Source organism: Providencia sp. TYF-12, from assembly GCF_041344805.1.
In the GTDB taxonomy this organism is placed as follows: domain Bacteria; phylum Pseudomonadota; class Gammaproteobacteria; order Enterobacterales; family Enterobacteriaceae; genus Providencia; species Providencia huashanensis.
This window is the reverse complement of sequence record NZ_CP166833.1, coordinates 2,876,715-2,891,965: the sequence shown is the minus strand read 5'-3', so window position 1 is coordinate 2,891,965 and position 15,251 is coordinate 2,876,715. Positions and strand designations below refer to the sequence as shown.

14 protein-coding genes are annotated in these 15,251 nt (G+C 39.0%); 6 read left to right on the top strand and 8 right to left on the bottom strand.

What is annotated here, in order from left to right; genetic code table 11:
- Nucleotides 1–13: 13 nt before the first annotated feature.
- On the bottom strand, nt 14–460 hold the full coding sequence (locus tag ABE954_RS13165; protein WP_129465817.1) for a PTS sugar transporter subunit IIA: 447 nt from the start codon (nt 458–460) through the stop codon (nt 14–16).
- Between the two features lie 230 nt (nt 461–690).
- Here ABE954_RS13165 and ABE954_RS13160 point away from each other — a divergent pair, with 230 nt between their 5' ends.
- On the top strand, nt 691–1,725 hold the full coding sequence (locus ABE954_RS13160) for a LacI family DNA-binding transcriptional regulator (RefSeq protein ID WP_042844132.1): 1,035 nt from the start codon (nt 691–693) through the stop codon (nt 1,723–1,725).
- Between the two features lie 254 nt (nt 1,726–1,979).
- Nucleotides 1,980–2,873: an endonuclease/exonuclease/phosphatase family protein gene (locus ABE954_RS13155; protein ID WP_042844131.1), complete on the top strand. Its 894-nt coding sequence runs from the start codon at nt 1,980–1,982 to the stop codon at nt 2,871–2,873.
- A gap of 67 nt (nt 2,874–2,940) precedes the next feature.
- On the opposite strand, the gene ABE954_RS13150 is transcribed toward ABE954_RS13155, so the two are convergent.
- On the bottom strand, nt 2,941–3,231 hold the full coding sequence (locus tag ABE954_RS13150) for a hypothetical protein (protein ID WP_042844130.1): 291 nt from the start codon (nt 3,229–3,231) through the stop codon (nt 2,941–2,943).
- Nucleotides 3,232–4,353: 1,122 nt separating this feature from the next.
- On the opposite strand from ABE954_RS13150, the gene ABE954_RS13145 reads away from it, so the two are divergent.
- The gene (locus ABE954_RS13145) at nt 4,354–4,677 is read left to right on the top strand and encodes a hypothetical protein (RefSeq protein ID WP_371025481.1); all 324 of its coding nucleotides are present in this window, start codon (nt 4,354–4,356) and stop codon (nt 4,675–4,677) included.
- A 118-nt stretch (nt 4,678–4,795) separates the two neighbouring features.
- On the opposite strand, the gene ABE954_RS13140 is transcribed toward ABE954_RS13145, so the two are convergent.
- Both ABE954_RS13140 and ABE954_RS13135 read right to left on the bottom strand, forming a co-directional pair.
- Complete coding sequence (locus ABE954_RS13140) at nt 4,796–6,424, bottom strand: FGGY-family carbohydrate kinase (protein ID WP_131679945.1); 1,629 nt, start codon at nt 6,422–6,424, stop codon at nt 4,796–4,798.
- Between the two features lie 45 nt (nt 6,425–6,469).
- Entirely contained in the window at nt 6,470–7,198 is a 729-nt protein-coding gene (locus tag ABE954_RS13135; protein WP_042844127.1) for an SDR family oxidoreductase, read from the bottom strand.
- A 237-nt stretch (nt 7,199–7,435) separates the two neighbouring features.
- On the opposite strand from ABE954_RS13135, the gene ABE954_RS13130 reads away from it, so the two are divergent.
- The gene (locus tag ABE954_RS13130) at nt 7,436–8,464 is read left to right on the top strand and encodes a LacI family DNA-binding transcriptional regulator (RefSeq protein WP_042844126.1); all 1,029 of its coding nucleotides are present in this window, start codon (nt 7,436–7,438) and stop codon (nt 8,462–8,464) included.
- A gap of 65 nt (nt 8,465–8,529) precedes the next feature.
- On the opposite strand, the gene fetB is transcribed toward ABE954_RS13130, so the two are convergent.
- The gene (gene fetB, locus ABE954_RS13125) at nt 8,530–9,306 is read right to left on the bottom strand and encodes an iron export ABC transporter permease subunit FetB (RefSeq protein WP_042844124.1); all 777 of its coding nucleotides are present in this window, start codon (nt 9,304–9,306) and stop codon (nt 8,530–8,532) included.
- 12 nt (nt 9,307–9,318) lie between these two features.
- The gene (gene fetA, locus ABE954_RS13120) at nt 9,319–9,969 is read right to left on the bottom strand and encodes an iron ABC transporter ATP-binding protein FetA (RefSeq protein WP_042844123.1); all 651 of its coding nucleotides are present in this window, start codon (nt 9,967–9,969) and stop codon (nt 9,319–9,321) included.
- A 493-nt stretch (nt 9,970–10,462) separates the two neighbouring features.
- On the opposite strand from fetA, the gene ABE954_RS13115 reads away from it, so the two are divergent.
- Nucleotides 10,463–11,227, top strand: a complete 765-nt coding sequence (locus ABE954_RS13115) for an SDR family oxidoreductase (protein ID WP_371025902.1) — start codon at nt 10,463–10,465, stop codon at nt 11,225–11,227.
- Nucleotides 11,228–11,325: 98 nt separating this feature from the next.
- Here the strand turns inward: ABE954_RS13115 and tkt are convergent, their stop codons facing one another.
- Together tkt and rpiB are read right to left on the bottom strand one after the other, a co-directional pair.
- Nucleotides 11,326–13,335, bottom strand: coding sequence for a transketolase (gene tkt / locus ABE954_RS13110; RefSeq protein WP_042844121.1), 2,010 nt, complete (start codon nt 13,333–13,335; stop codon nt 11,326–11,328).
- 21 nt (nt 13,336–13,356) lie between these two features.
- Nucleotides 13,357–13,809: a ribose 5-phosphate isomerase B gene (gene rpiB, locus ABE954_RS13105; protein WP_042844119.1), complete on the bottom strand. Its 453-nt coding sequence runs from the start codon at nt 13,807–13,809 to the stop codon at nt 13,357–13,359.
- A gap of 323 nt (nt 13,810–14,132) precedes the next feature.
- On the opposite strand from rpiB, the gene ABE954_RS13100 reads away from it, so the two are divergent.
- Nucleotides 14,133–15,245, top strand: a complete 1,113-nt coding sequence (locus ABE954_RS13100) for an alcohol dehydrogenase catalytic domain-containing protein (RefSeq protein ID WP_129465822.1) — start codon at nt 14,133–14,135, stop codon at nt 15,243–15,245.
- The last annotated feature ends 6 nt before the right edge of the window (nt 15,246–15,251 follow it).

Sequence of the window (15,251 nt, the reverse complement as noted above, 5' to 3'; positions counted from 1 at the left end):
CCTTAATATTTAATTATTCATATTTAGCGATGATGCTAAGAATGTCATCTACGTTTTCTGATTGCATGATGCTGTCTATATCTTCTTGATTATCAAAAAGCTCCGCCAACTTTGCGATAGCGCCAATGTGGCTGTTGCTATCTGTTGCTGCGAGAACAATTAATAACTTAACTGGGTCGTTGCCTTCAGAACCAAATTCAACGCCTTGTTTAATAACAGTTAAACCTAGTGATAATTGATTTACGCCATCTTCTGGGCGTGCGTGTGGCATCGCAATGCCAGGTCCTAATACATAATAAGGGCCAATTTTCTTATGTGATTTAATAATGGCATCAATATATCTTGGTTCGATGAATTTATTATTAACCAAAGGGCTACAGGCGATTTTTATCGCATCTTGCCAATCAGTGGCGCTTTCGACGACCTGAATGACGTTAGGGGTCAGTAATGTCGTTAGCATAGAGTTACTCCTGGTATGCTGAATTTTTATCTTTTTTAATGGTTGAATGAATAGTAGTGATCTATGGTAGCGCTATCTAGCTTAAACTTTCATTTTCGTGATAGCGCTATCATTTTGAATAAAAATAGCGAACAAATACTAATTCAGGACACTTGTTGGCTGATTAACAAATTCAACCTATGGTAAGTTACTCGGGTTAATAATAAGTTTAGGCTAATTAAAAGTATTTTATGGAAAAAACACGAAAAAGAAAAAATACAGGGCGAGTCACGCTGCAAGATGTTGCAAAATATGCAGGTGTTGGGTCAATGACAGTATCCCGAGCGCTTCGTACGCCTGAATTGGTTTCAGACAAATTACGTGAAAAAATCAACGAGGCAGTTGAAGAACTGGGTTATATTCCAAATTCAGCTGCGGGTATTTTGGCGTCAGGCCAAAGCCGAACAGTCGCCGTTTTAATTCCGTCGTTACGTGATAATGCTAGTTCAGTATTTCTGCAATCATTACAAGAGGTTTTGAATAAAAATAATTATCAAGTTGTCATTGGTAGTCATGACTATCAGCAGAAAAAAGAATCTGAAGTTTTATCTACATTATTACAGAGTAACCCTGCGGCCTTGATCATTTTTGGTGCGATTAATTCAGAGGGGGTATACACCTACCTTAAAAATGTAGATATACCTGTTATCAGTGTTGCTGGGGGAGGGAGTCATCCATTTACATTGAATATTAAAAGTAATATAGGGGAAGCGGTTAATTTTTTAACACATTATATGTTACAAAAAGGGTATAAGAAGATAGGCTATATTGGGGCTCAAATGGATAATAAAATGCAAAGCCAGCAACTAAGTGGCTGGAATAAGGCTATGCTCGAATATAACCAAAGTGCAGATCAAAGCATTACGACTCCTTATGTTGCTACCATGGATTTTGGACGTCAGGCGATTAGCGAAATGCTAACTCGTCAGCCTGAACTTGAGGCTGTGATTTGTAGCCACGAAATGATTGCGTTAGGGGTTATTTTTGAATGTCAAAGGCGCTTGATTAAAGTGCCGAAAATGTTGGCTGTTGCTTGTGTTGAAGGGTCCGCAAATTGCGACCATATTCACCCATCCTTGACTTCGGTACGCATTGATTATAGCAAAATGGCGAGAGAAGCTGCCAAGAAGTTGCAAAGATGGTTAGCGGATACTGACGGTGATCTTTCACAGAGACAAGAAGAAGTCATTTTCCCTTATAAGTTCGAAGCTAGGCAAAGTGCATAGGGGGGCTATCGATTTAGTCACACTATTTTGTTATTTAACTGTCTCTTAAACAAGAAATTCTATAATAAGTCACTTTTTTGTTCTAAAAAAGATTGTTTTTTTGCCTCTCAAAATAAGATTGTCGACTTGGTCACTGCATCATTCTTATTCCTTGCTACAGTATATTAGTAGGTCATATTTCACCTGTACTTAAGTTTAGACTTTTGACGGGTATTGACCTCTTTATAGCTTTAGACAATAGCAGGGGAAATATAATGAAATTATTAAAAACAGTTATTTCTACCGCAATTTTAGTTTCTTGCGGTGCATTAGCAACAACCACGGGGTCTGAAGTACTTAAGGTGCAAGACGGAGGTACGCCGAATAAGGTCTATACCGCGAATAAGCCTACGATTAAAGTTGCAACTTATAATATCGGAAAGAACGAGTTGGCATCAGATGTGAAAAATTTCGATGCTTTAAATAAAGCAATTGCGAGAATTGATGCAGATGTCATTGTTTTAACCGAAATTGATAACAAAACGGCGCGCAGTAAACATGTTAATCAACTGGAGGAAATCGCTAAGGCTAACGAGATGCACTTTGCATTTGGTAAAGCATTAGATTTTGATGGTGGTGAATATGGCGTAGGAATTTTATCAAAATATAAAATTGAAAAATCAAAAGTCATTAACTTGCCTTCAGGCGATGCGGAGCAACGTGTTGTATTATTATCTCAGATAACAAAACCGGGTTTTGATGCGCCAATTATTATAATGGGGACTCATCTTGATTGGCAAAAAGACCCAACAGTGCGTATTGGGCAGGTTCGTCATATTTTAGATGCGAGCATTGGGGATACAGACACTGGTTTTGATAATATAGCTGCATCAATAAAAATATTAGCTGGTGACTTTAACTCAACGGCTAATGAACAACCTATTCAAGAAATCCGTTATATGTGGCAGCCCGTTGAGAAAAAAGGGACGGATTATCGTAGTTGGCCAGCAGTTAATCCAGCGATTGACATAGACCACATTTTTACATTTAAAGGGCAAGTGTGGAATGTAAATGAAATGCAAATACCAACGGATAGCGAAGAGTTTCAATGGTCAAGTGTCAGTGACCATCTGCCAGTGATAGCGGAATTGGAGTTACAAGAGCAGTAGATAGGTAGGTAAAACGGAGTTGTATCGGTAAAGGCCTCATTTGCAGGCCTTTGTTACATCTGTACTTTCATTTTTTCTGAAGCAATTTCTGTCTCTGAATATAACGTTTTTCAGCTATTTCCAAATAACGTTCAACGGTTGAATATATTTGTTGACGTTGTTCCGATAACTGTGGGTCATTATCTAAGGCGGAAGAGGTTTGTTTAATAAACTCAGCAATATAGCTTTTAATACAACCAAACTGATTAGCCACATTAGCATAATAGTATTGGTAAACATAAGATTCTTGAGAATGGCTTAGGTCTGTATTGTTTTTTATATTGTTGGTTGCAAGCAAAAGTAATTGAATTTGTGTCATGGCATACCCTTTTTCTTTGGAAGGCAATGCTACCTGAATTTGAAATTTAAATTTGTCATTTTTAGTCGGAAAATTTTATGTATTAGTTTAATAGGGGATTTTTATAGGAATATTCTGTAATTTGGGTTAGTTTAACTAGACGAATTGGGAGATGTTTGAGGTACACACAAGATTTAAATCATAATGATATCGTTAAATATTCTTATGGTTTATTTGTTAAATTATTGTATTAATCTGTTTTTTATCACTTTCAAAATGCTCATTGCAATCTCATTATCGATAATTTTCAATTATTAATCAATTCATTACGATATTTTTTGTTTTGGTTTTTTGGGCTGTAGGCAATATGGGATGTAAAATAATATTGATAATGGAAAGGTAATGACGCTACTTATGAAACTAGTAGAAGAAGATAACCTAACTTTCCTTTTGGTTGTAATTTATTGATTTATATTTACTTTTATTTTTTGTGTGTTTTTCTTGGAAGAGATAATCTTATTTATAAAATTACTCAATAATAAAATAAATAAATAATTTACTCATATACTGAGTCTATATACGCATTATATGAGTTTATTAACAATTAGACACACTAATTCTTAATTCGAATTGTTTAATAATATATTTGAAGTGATTACTATTAAATGATAATTAACAATTAAGTCCAATTATTGTTTCTATCATATAAAAGAGAAACGCTTTTTGTGAAAAAAATACAAATTGAAACAGTTAATCTTTCGGGTACTATTTATATTTTTAGCTTAATGCTGGTATACTTACTCATGTGGTGGGTAAAATAAAGTATAAATACGAATAACCTATATGAAACTAGTTGTGTCTATTTACGTAGATTATTACTATTACGGAAAATAGCGATTAGGTCAAATGCGGTTGTCTAATAAGGTATTCTTAAGTAGGTAGTACCATCTATTATTAAATTAATTCTTATTTACTTACAATTAGCTAAAAATAACTACTCAGGTATTTTTGAGAGAAGTACTGTTGTGTCATTTTGGTCAATTGGCTGTGTCATTGCGTTTATGAGAGCTTAAAAACATGAATATCATAAAGTTGCTCACAATCTTATTGTTAACTGGGTGCTCTTTTATTTTAGGAGTAACGATGAATTATGCACCAACACCTGATTTGGTAAAAATGGCAAAAAGTAGTGTGGAAGATTACTTGTCTTATCCTGAATCTGCGTCATTTAAAGGAGTGAAATATAATTTTATTCGGCAAATAGCAGACAAAGGGGACTTAGGCTATGTTTGTGGCGAAGTTTTTCGCGTAAAAAATGCTAAGTTAGAAGGGTACAAAAAATTTATTGTGAAAGCGTATACCTATAATGATGGTAGAGTCACAATGTCTATTCCAATGGTTGAAGGGGACTATGACTTATTACCGATGGAGATGGTAAATGCATTATGGCAAAAATATTGCTTTTGAGATTAGTCGGTAAGGGCTTTTTATCCGTTCAACATACAAATAAACAGGGAACAGAGAGAAGAAAGCCATAAAGCGGCTTTCTTCATTATAAGGCTAGATAAGGCTAGCTAATAGTTATTTAACCTTTTAACTCTCTAGCGCATTTCTGTAAGTGTAAAAAAGACGCAAACCGTATATCGTGATGCGCTTTATAGGCCTTATTCGGGTGGTAAGTTAAATCAATCGCACTAAACTTATTCATAGCCTGTGCGACATCATTACAGACTTTTCCTGCAACAGCACCTAGGATAGCGGAACCCAGCAATACAGGTTCACTTGCTCGGGTTGAAATAACTGGCACACCACATGCGTCTGCAAGTAATTGGCGGATTAGTGGGTGTTGACCCGCTCCACCACTAACAACGATATTTTCGATTGAAGCACCTGATTTAGCTTGTGCTTCAATAATTTGCCTCAAACCATACCCAATACCACAAACACCGGCAACATAGAAAGACAGTAAATTTTCCATGCTGTTATCCATTGTTAAACCTGCAATCACAGCTCTTGCATGTGGATCGGCAAAAGGCGCTCGGTTACCTAGAAATTCTGGGACAACATGTATTTTTTGTGCTAGTTCAACGGATTGAGAAGGAGAATCAGCTTTTTCTAGAACTAAATCTGCTAGCATGACAGGTAATGATTTCCCTTGTCCTTTGGCTGTTATTTGAGCTTGCGCTGAGGCTGGGTGTAATGAAAGCAGTTGGTCTATTGCAGCACCAGCGGCACTTTGTCCCCCTTCGTTTAACCACATACCAGGAACCATAGCGCTATAATAAGGCCCCCAGACCCCAGGTATAAAAACAGGTTCTTTGGTGGTTGTCATGGTGCATGAAGAGGTACCAAATACATAGGCCATATTTGCAGTTGCATCACCGTTCACACCTACAGTCCCAATCCCTCCTGCATGAGCATCAATCATACCGGCAGCAACAGGAGTGCCTGCGAGTAAGCCCATTTGCTGTGCGGCCTGTTCTGTTAACCCTGAACCACAAGGCGTGCCCGGCTCAACGATTTGTTGCCCAATGCGGGAGAAATTTTCTTCGACCAGTTCAGATAAACCAGCTTGTTGGAAATAATCAGCATCCCAACGTTTTTCATGGGCAAGGTAGGTCCATTTGCAGGTGACGGTGCAGGTTGAGCGTGCCAGTGAACCCGTTGATTTCCATGTCAAAAAATCAGCTAAATCAAAAAACTGCCATGCGTTATCATAGGTTTGGCGTAAATTTTCTTTTAACCACAATATCTTTGGTGTTTCCATTTCTGGAGAAATTTTGCCGCCCACATAATTTAAAACGGGGTGTTTTAACTGGTTAATACGCTCTGCTTGTTCAGTCGCTCGATGATCCATCCACACAATGATGTTACGTTCAGGGTCATTCGACGGGCTAACAGTGATCGGGTGCTTATCGTGTCCAATGACGACCAGTGAGCAGGTTGCATCAAAACCGACTCCAACCACTTGTTGTGGTTTTACATTAGAAGAGGTGATCGCTTGTTTGACACAGTAACAAACTGCTTTCCATATTTCATTACTCGACTGTTCCGCAAAATTAGCGCTATCGCGAAAAAGTGAAATATCATGTTTGGCTGAGGCTAGCATATTACCAGCCATATCAAAAACACCGGCACGCGCGCTACCGGTGCCAACATCAATACCAATAACGACATTGTCATTATTATTTAATGAGGTCGTTGGATTACTCATTTTTTCCTCCAAGATGTGGGCTGTAATCTATGACAAGTTGGTAGGTTAGAGGTCGACGCTATTTGGAACGATAACTAAATCACGGATAGTGACATTTTTGGGGCGCGTCAACATGAATAAAACGGCTTCAGCCACTTCAATCGGTTGCATTAAACTGCCATTAGCTAATGCCTCATCCATTTTTTCCTGCGGCCAATCGTCGAGTAGTGCGGTGACAACAGGGCCTGGTAATACTGCACCAACACGCACACCATGCTCAGAGACTTGGCGGCGCGTAGAATGGACAAACGCTTGAACGGCAAATTTTGATGCAGTGTAAATTGGTTCCCAGATCACAGGAACGACCCCAGCGATTGAACTGGTGAATAATACATCGCCAGACTTTTGAGCAATAAAATGTGGTAATACGGCACGAACACTACGAAAAGCTGCATTAATATTTAAATTCAATACCTTATCCCATACATCGGGGTCGCCTTCAGCAACGGGCCCACCAATATAGGCACCCGCATTGGCATGGAAGATATCTAAACGACCTGCTTTTTTTAGGATTTCATCTAACATCCCATCAACTTGTTTGGGGTTCATCAAATCGATGACTAATGGAATAGCGTTTTCGCCAAGTTCAGCCACGAGTTGATTCAATCTTTCTTCAGCACGGTCTATCAAAACGACTTTAGCGCCTGCTTTGATCAGTGTACGAGCACACTCAAGACCGATACCAGAAGCGGCACCTGTGATTGCTGCGACTTTGTTTTCAATGGAAATAGCCATAATTTTTACTCCAATTGGGTATTTTAGCGGAAATATAAGAATAAAAAGCATTGTGAAATCAATGAAATGACAATGAGTCACAGGAACGGATAGGTGGCTACATATGAAAGACTGATAATATTTTTTTGTTTTATATCAGCTCAGAATTCATCAATTTCAGTTCTGCTCAATCGATGTAGCAGTATTGCGACTTTTCTACTTTGGTGTCAAGCTAGTAAAAAATGGAGATATGAATCTGTGACAAAGATCAGACAAAATAAGAAAACAACGATCTACGACCTTGCAGAATTAGCGGGGGTTTCAGCCAGTGCGGTGAGTGCTGTACTCAATGGAAATTGGCAAAAAAGGCGGATTAGCGCACAGCTTGCACAGAAAGTAATGCGTATCGCGGAAGAACAAAATTATTCTGTAAATAAGCAGGCCAGCTTATTACGCAGCAATAAGTCTAAAATTATCGGCATGTTAGTACCCAAATATGACAACCGTTATTTCGGTTCAATTGTTGAGCATTTTGAGGAAATGGCACGTGAAAGAGGGCTATTTCCTATTATCACCTGTACGCGACGTGATCCTAAACTCGAAATTGAAGCGGCACGCGCTATGCTTTCATATCAGGTGGATTGGTTGATTTCGACAGGGGCAACCAACCCCGATAAAATTACGGAAATCTGCCAAGTCTCCGGCGTGCCTACTTTGAATTTAGACTTGCCGGGCACATTGGCGCCTTCGGTCATTTCAGACAATTATCTCGGGGCGAAAACGCTAACCCAACGTATTTTGCGCAAACAAAAAACGCCACTTATACAGGGCGCCGCTCTAATTTTTATTGGTGGACGTGAGCATGATCATAATACTCGCGAGCGTATTCGCGGGTTTATTGATGCCCATCGCGAGCTAAGCATAGATGTCCCCAGTGAAAATATTTTGGCTTGTGGCTATGCGCCTGAAAAAGCAGAAAAAGCGCTCTCTGTTTTCTTTAAGCAGCATAATAATGACCCGCAAAAGATAGCGGAATGTGGCTTATTTATTAATTCAACAATTTCATTAGAAGGAGTGATGCGTTGGTTAGGGCATAAAGGGTATACTGGGTTACAGCAACCTAATTTAGGTTGTTTCGACTGGGACCCATTCGTTGCATTGCTAGGTAATGATATTGAAATGGTTAAACAAGATGTGCCTACTATGCTTAATCATATTTTTAATTTAATTGATAACGAAAATAGCCAAGCTCAACTGATTGAAGTCTTGCCAGTAGGAATAAGCTAATCCACGCTAATAATGATGATTGAAACCGCCTGCACAAAATTAACTTACAGGCGGGCTATGGCGAATTACTTATTGAGTGTTGTGACTAAGAGTTGATGTCGTTGATTATAAAACTTCGTATAAGTCATATAACCGGCCAAGATAGTTGAAAGGCTGGCGGTTCCCAGTAGCATAAATGTCACCATAATTTGGTATTTGACCGCTTGCAGTGGGTCAACGCCTGCAAAAATTAACCCCGACATCATGCCGGGAAGGCTAACAATTCCAACTGTTTTAGCTGAATCAACCGTGGGGATTAATGATGCGCGAATACTATCGCGGATTATGGAAGCAGAAGCCACTTTCGGTGTTGCTCCCAAGCTCAGCATTTCTTGGATTTGTTGCTGTTGGCTGGCAAAACGTTGACCAAGGTTATTAAAGCATAATCCTACGGCTATCATCGCATTCCCGGCTATCATGCCCGTTATAGGGATGACTTGCATAGGCGTAAATTCTATTGCGTTGGATAATATTAGGATAAGCAGCGTTAGGAATGTACCAGATGTAATCGCTATTAATGCCGTAACATAAACTTTATCAATATACTTACTTCTTTTTTTGGCATTCCACGCAGCATTAACGCAAATAAACATGACTAAGGCGATGGTGAGCAGTTTATGATCAACATTGAAGATGTATTTTAAGATATAACCCGCTATTAGTAGCTGGATGATAGCTCGACAGGTACTCCAAATTATATCTTTTTCTAGGGAAAGTTTTTCTTTATGGCTAATAAAAATAGCCACTAAAACTAACATGACCGAAAATGTTAGTGATTCATTGGAGATGGCTGGTTGGTGCACAGTAATATCCTATTATTCTTCATGATGAATGGGAAGGGTAATAACCTCATTGGTATGAGATATTTCATCTTGGTCATGGGTTACCCACAACACCCCGATTTTTTTATCAGTGGTAAGGTGGTGAATAAATTCATTTACTTTGATTTTATTTTCTTCATCAAGGGCACTGGTTATTTCATCTAATAGCAAAATTTGCGGTAAAAATTGTAAGTTACGGATAAGAGAAATACGTTGTTTTTCCCCACCAGAAAGCTCATTGATACCTTTTTCTAAAATAGTTTCATGCAGTGAGAAATAGTTTAAGTCACTTATTATCTTATCTTTATTGAAAGGTAACTTTCTTATTTGGTATGGAAATGCCAAATTATCATATACTGTTGTGCCAAATAAAGCAGGCGTTTGCGTACAGTATGAAACTTGTTGGCGATAGGTTTCTGGTAAAATAGTATTGATATCTTTTCCCTTGAAGGTGATCGAACCTTGAGTGGGGGAAATTAAAGATGCCACTATTTTTAATAAGGTGCTTTTTCCACAACCGGAAGGCCCTGTGATTAATTTGAAATCACCTGCTTGTAGGTTAATCTGCACATTATCTAGAATTGTTTTCCCATCAATGGTATAACCAATATCCTTCAATTGTAGCAGTAAATGGTTTTGTTCCATATTATCAATGACCTATTTAACTAAAATACGCAGTTTAACGCGAATGATACCCATTCCATTATTTTATCTGATGACAGTACATTTACGTTGTTCAATATCAATTTAGATATAACTAATATTATGCGCCAGTTATTGCTAAATTTATACTGTATTATGCAGATAGTGGTTAAAGGACTATCAATAGGGGACTATGATTGTTTTATAATCTGTCATTGTGCTATCGAAAAAATGGATTAAATACTCATGTTAATATAAACAAATAATCAGTTTGAATTTAATTATGAACAAATGTTCTTAATCTTATTTTTTATTTCTAATAATATGAGAAGTGGCTCATTTTTATAAATTATAAATATAGATTTAAACCTGTAACACTATTATATTAGTAAAACTAAATATTAATTAACTCTCATCGAATATCATGGTGTTTCAGTTTCACCATCGTATTCATATTATATTTTTATTAAATATCACATCATGATGTTAAGGAATTATAATGAAAAAATTTAGTGGATATAACACCAACTTTTCTCTTGATGGTAAAGTGGCCGTGATCACAGGGGGAGCCGCAGGTATTGGGCTCGCCATTGCTCAGTTATATGCCGAGAAAGGGGCTAAAGTTGCCTTAGTTGATAAATCAGAAAAGGTTACTGAGGTAGCTAAAACGCTAGGAAATAGCTTAGGTATTCAATGTGATATCACAAATTCTGAGTCAGTTTCACAAATGGTTCAACAGGTTTTACAGCATTATGGCTCATTGGATATTGCTGTAAATAGTGCGGGGATTGTGGCATTAGCTCCTGCGGAAGATTTAGCAGAGTCTGATTGGGACTTAACCATGAATGTGAACTTAAAAGGTACCTTTCTTGTTTGTCAGGCAGTTGGTAATATCATGATTAAACAAGGAAAAGGGAAGATAATTAATATGGCTTCCCAAGCAGGGGTCATTGCTTTAGATCAGCATGCCGCATATTGTGCCAGTAAAGCAGCGATCATTGGCTTAACTCAAGTATTAGCGCTGGAGTGGAGCCCTAAAGGGATACAAACTAATACAATTTCTCCAACTATTGTGATGACGGAATTAGGTAAAAAAGCATGGGAAGGGGAGAAAGGTGATGAAATGAAAGAAAAAATTCCTGCTAGACGTTTTGCTGAACCGTCAGAAATTGCGGCATGTGCGTTATTTTTAGCCAGTGATGCATCTGATATGATCACTGGACATAATTTAGTTATTGATGGTGGATATAGTATTCAATAATTATCTAATTAAAAATAAGCCAAATAATAATGTTATTATTTGGCTTGTAATAATAATTACAAAGTAGGATAACGAATTTTAATAAAACTTAGCTTTAATTATTTATCGGCCTGTAATAATGAAAGTGACATACTAATTAGCTTTTCAACAGTGAAACCAAAATAGTCAAATAACTGCTTAGCAGGTGCAGATTCGCCAAAGCTATTCATTCCCATTATTAACCCATCCAAGCCAACATATTTACGCCAGTAATCATCAATGCTAGCTTCAATGGCAATACGTTGACGAACATGATTAGGTAAAACCTGTTGTTTATATTCATCAGGTTGTTTATCAAAAGTATCAGTGGATGGCATTGATATAACATTGACGTTAAAACCCTGTGCGGTTAAAACCTGCCAGGCTTCAACCGCTAAGGTGACCTCAGAGCCCGTCGCAATTAACAATAACTCAGGTGATTGGCTATTACTTCGTAAAATATACCCCCCACGCTGGATACAGGTAAGTTGCTCAGAGGTACGTGAGTGCTGATGGAGATTTTGCCTTGAAAGGACTAAGGCCGTCGGCTTATTTTGTTGCAGTATGGCTTGTTGCCAAGCAACTGCGGTTTCTACTTGGCAACAGGGCCGCCATACGGAAAGGTTGGGAGTAGCCCGCAATGCGGCTAATTGTTCGACCGGTTGATGAGTCGGTCCATCTTCACCTAAGCCAATCGAATCATGGGTGTAAATCAGAATTTGCGGTAATTTCATTAAGGCGGCCATGCGTACCGCATTTTGAGCATATTCACAGAACATCAAAAAGGTTGCGGTGTAAGGGCGAAACCCTCCGTGTAATGCAATACCATTGGCAATGGCAGTCATGCCAAATTCCCGTACACCATAATGAATATAATTACCCGCAGGATATTCATTGATAGGTTTTGAGCCTGACCAGTAAGTCAGGTTACTCGGCGCTAAATCTGCCGAGCCACCCATTAGCTCAGGTAAAACAGGGCCGATAATATTGAGAACATTTTGTGAAGCCTGACGAGTGGCAATTTCTGCTGGGTTATTATTCAGGTGCTGAATGTACTCATTGATAACTGAACTAAATGATCCGGTGGGTTGGTTTGATAAGCGCTGGTTTAATTGAAGGGCTAATTCGGGATATTGCTTGGCATATTCCCGTAGAGCCTGTTCCCAACGTAATTGCTGTTCAGCACCACGCTCTATTGCATTCCATGGTTGGTAAATCTCTTCAGGGATTTCAAAAGGTGGGTACTCCCAGCCTAATTGTTGACGCGTTAATGCAATTTCATCGTTCCCAAGGGGAGCACCATGTGAACTCGCTGTTCCCGCTTTATTGGGGGAGCCATATCCGATAGTGGTGCGACAAATAATCAATGTTGGTTTAGAGGTTTGTTGATGGGCTTGCTCAATCGCGGCTTTAATTGCAGGACGCGAATGTCCATCAATGGCTCTAATAACATGCCAACCATAGGCTTCAAAGCGTTGTGCGGTATCATCGGTGAACCAGCCTTGTACATCACCATCGATAGAGATCTGGTTATCGTCATAAAAAGCAATCAGCTTATTGAGCTTAAGAGTCCCTGCTAAAGAGCAAACCTCATGGGAAATCCCTTCCATCAAGCAGCCATCACCGAGGAAAGTATAAGTAAAATGATCGACAACAGGGAAACCTGAGCGGTTAAAGGTAGCCGCTAGTGTTTTTTCCGCGATAGCCATTCCTACTGCATTAGCAATACCTTGTCCCAGAGGGCCTGTGGTGGTTTCAACTCCCGGTGTGTAGCCTAATTCAGGATGACCAGGTGTTTTTGAATGTAATTGTCTAAACTGCTTTAAGTCCTCGATAGAAACATCATAGCCCGTTAAATGAAGCAAACTGTATAGCAACATTGAGGCGTGGCCATTTGATAACACAAAACGGTCGCGATTAGGCCAGCAGGGGTCGGCTGGGTTATGTTGTAAGTAGTCTCTCCATAATACTTCAGCAATGTCTGCCATCCCCATAGGGGCACCTGGGTGACCCGAATTTGCCTGTTGTACAGCATCGATTGAAAGAAAGCGGATTGCATTTGCTAATTTATTTTGTGTTTGTGTGCACATAACAAAACTCCCAAATTAAAACTAACGTTCCCCATTTTCATATTCACTAATACGGGCTACTTTGGGTGCTGAACGTCCCCCTTCATAATGGGAAGCTAGCCATGTGTCGACGATTATTTTGGCTAATTCGGGGCCTATTACCCGTGCTCCGAAAGTGATAATTTGCGCGTCATTGCTTTTTTGTGCCCGCTCTGCTGAGTAAGTATCATGGCAAAGCGCTGCACGTATCCCCGCAACTTTATTGGCTACGATAGACATCCCAATACCCGTGCCACAAATTAAAATTCCGCGTTGGTGTTTACCTTGTGTGATGGCGGTGGCGACGGCATGAGCAACGTCGGGGTACATTTCATCTTCAACCCCAGTCTTTAAGCAGTAATCTGTCACTTCAATATTTAGCTCTTTTAAGTGAGCTTTAATTAAATCTTTCATTTCAAATGCAGCGTCATCAGCACCAATGGCAATAGATAGCATGATAGAGATCCTTATGGTTGAACAAATGTTCATTAACTATTCAATTGTACTTAATAGAAAATAGGATCTTATGAACAAATAATCAATAGGTGAACATATGTTTTTATTTTTGGTATGCTTGATTCTGTGATCTAGGGCTTTAAATTACATTTTTTTTCGATAAATAGCGAAAAGTAGTCGTTTAAAAGCTATTTTATAAGAATATTTGCTCTAAATCACACTTTGACAATCTGGTTATGGGCAAGGATAAAGAAAAGAAGGTATGGTTAATTTGTATCTTCATTGAACTTATGTTCATTTTACAAACCGCCGAGGATAGAACTATGTGTGAACACTGTGATTCAAAAGCAACGATGAGCGCAGGCATCCCAGATAAAATGCAAGCCGTGGTTGCTTATGCACCGAAAGATTACCGTTTAGAAACGGTGGATGTGCCAAAAATTAGTGAAGAAGAAATTCTAGTGCGTGTAGAAGCTTGCGGTATTTGTGCAGGTGATGTGAAAGCCTTCGAAGGTGCCCCAAGTTTTTGGGGGGATGATGAACAACCTGCGTATATTAAAGCGCCGATGATCCCAGGGCATGAGTTTATTGGTCATGTTGTTGGTTTTGGTTCAAAGGTAGAAGGTTTTGCATTGGGCGACCGTGTTATTTCCGAACAAATCGTCCCATGTTGGGAGTGCCGTTTTTGTAAACGTGGTGAATATTGGATGTGTGAAAAACATGACCTGTATGGCTTCCAAAAAAATGTGAATGGCGGTATGGCTCAATACATGAAATTCACTAAAGAAGCGATTAACTACCATGTTCCTGTTGATATGCCAATTGAAGATGCCATTTTGATTGAGCCTTATGCTTGCTCCTTACATGCAGTGCAGCGCGCCAATGTCAAATTGGGGGATGTGGTAGTACTTTCAGGCGCAGGAACATTAGGCTTAGGAATGATTGGTGCGATTAAAAAGTCTGGTGCTGGAAAACTGGTTGTTTTAGACCTCTTTGATAAACGCCTTGAACTAGCAAAAGAATTTGGCGCGGATATCGTATTGAATCCGAAACGTGATGATGTGGATAAAATCGTTAAAGACATGACGGAAGGCTACGGTTGCGATATCTACATTGAAGCGACAGGCGCACCAAAATCTGTAGAACAGGGGCTGAAAATGATCCGTAAACTTGGAACATTTGTCGAGTTCTCTGTATTTAAAGACCCAGTGACCGTTGATTGGAGCATTATTAGCGACCGTAAGGAACTGGACTTATTAGGTTCTCACCTAGGCCCATATTGCTACCCGTTAGTCATTGAAGGTATCGGTAATGGTGATTTCCCAACAAAAGGTGTCGTCACTGATATCTTACCATTAGAAAAATTCGCAGAAGGCTTTTCTATGATGGCGAAAGGTGACCCGCATATTAAAGTGGTCTTAGACCCGAACCTATAATGCTGT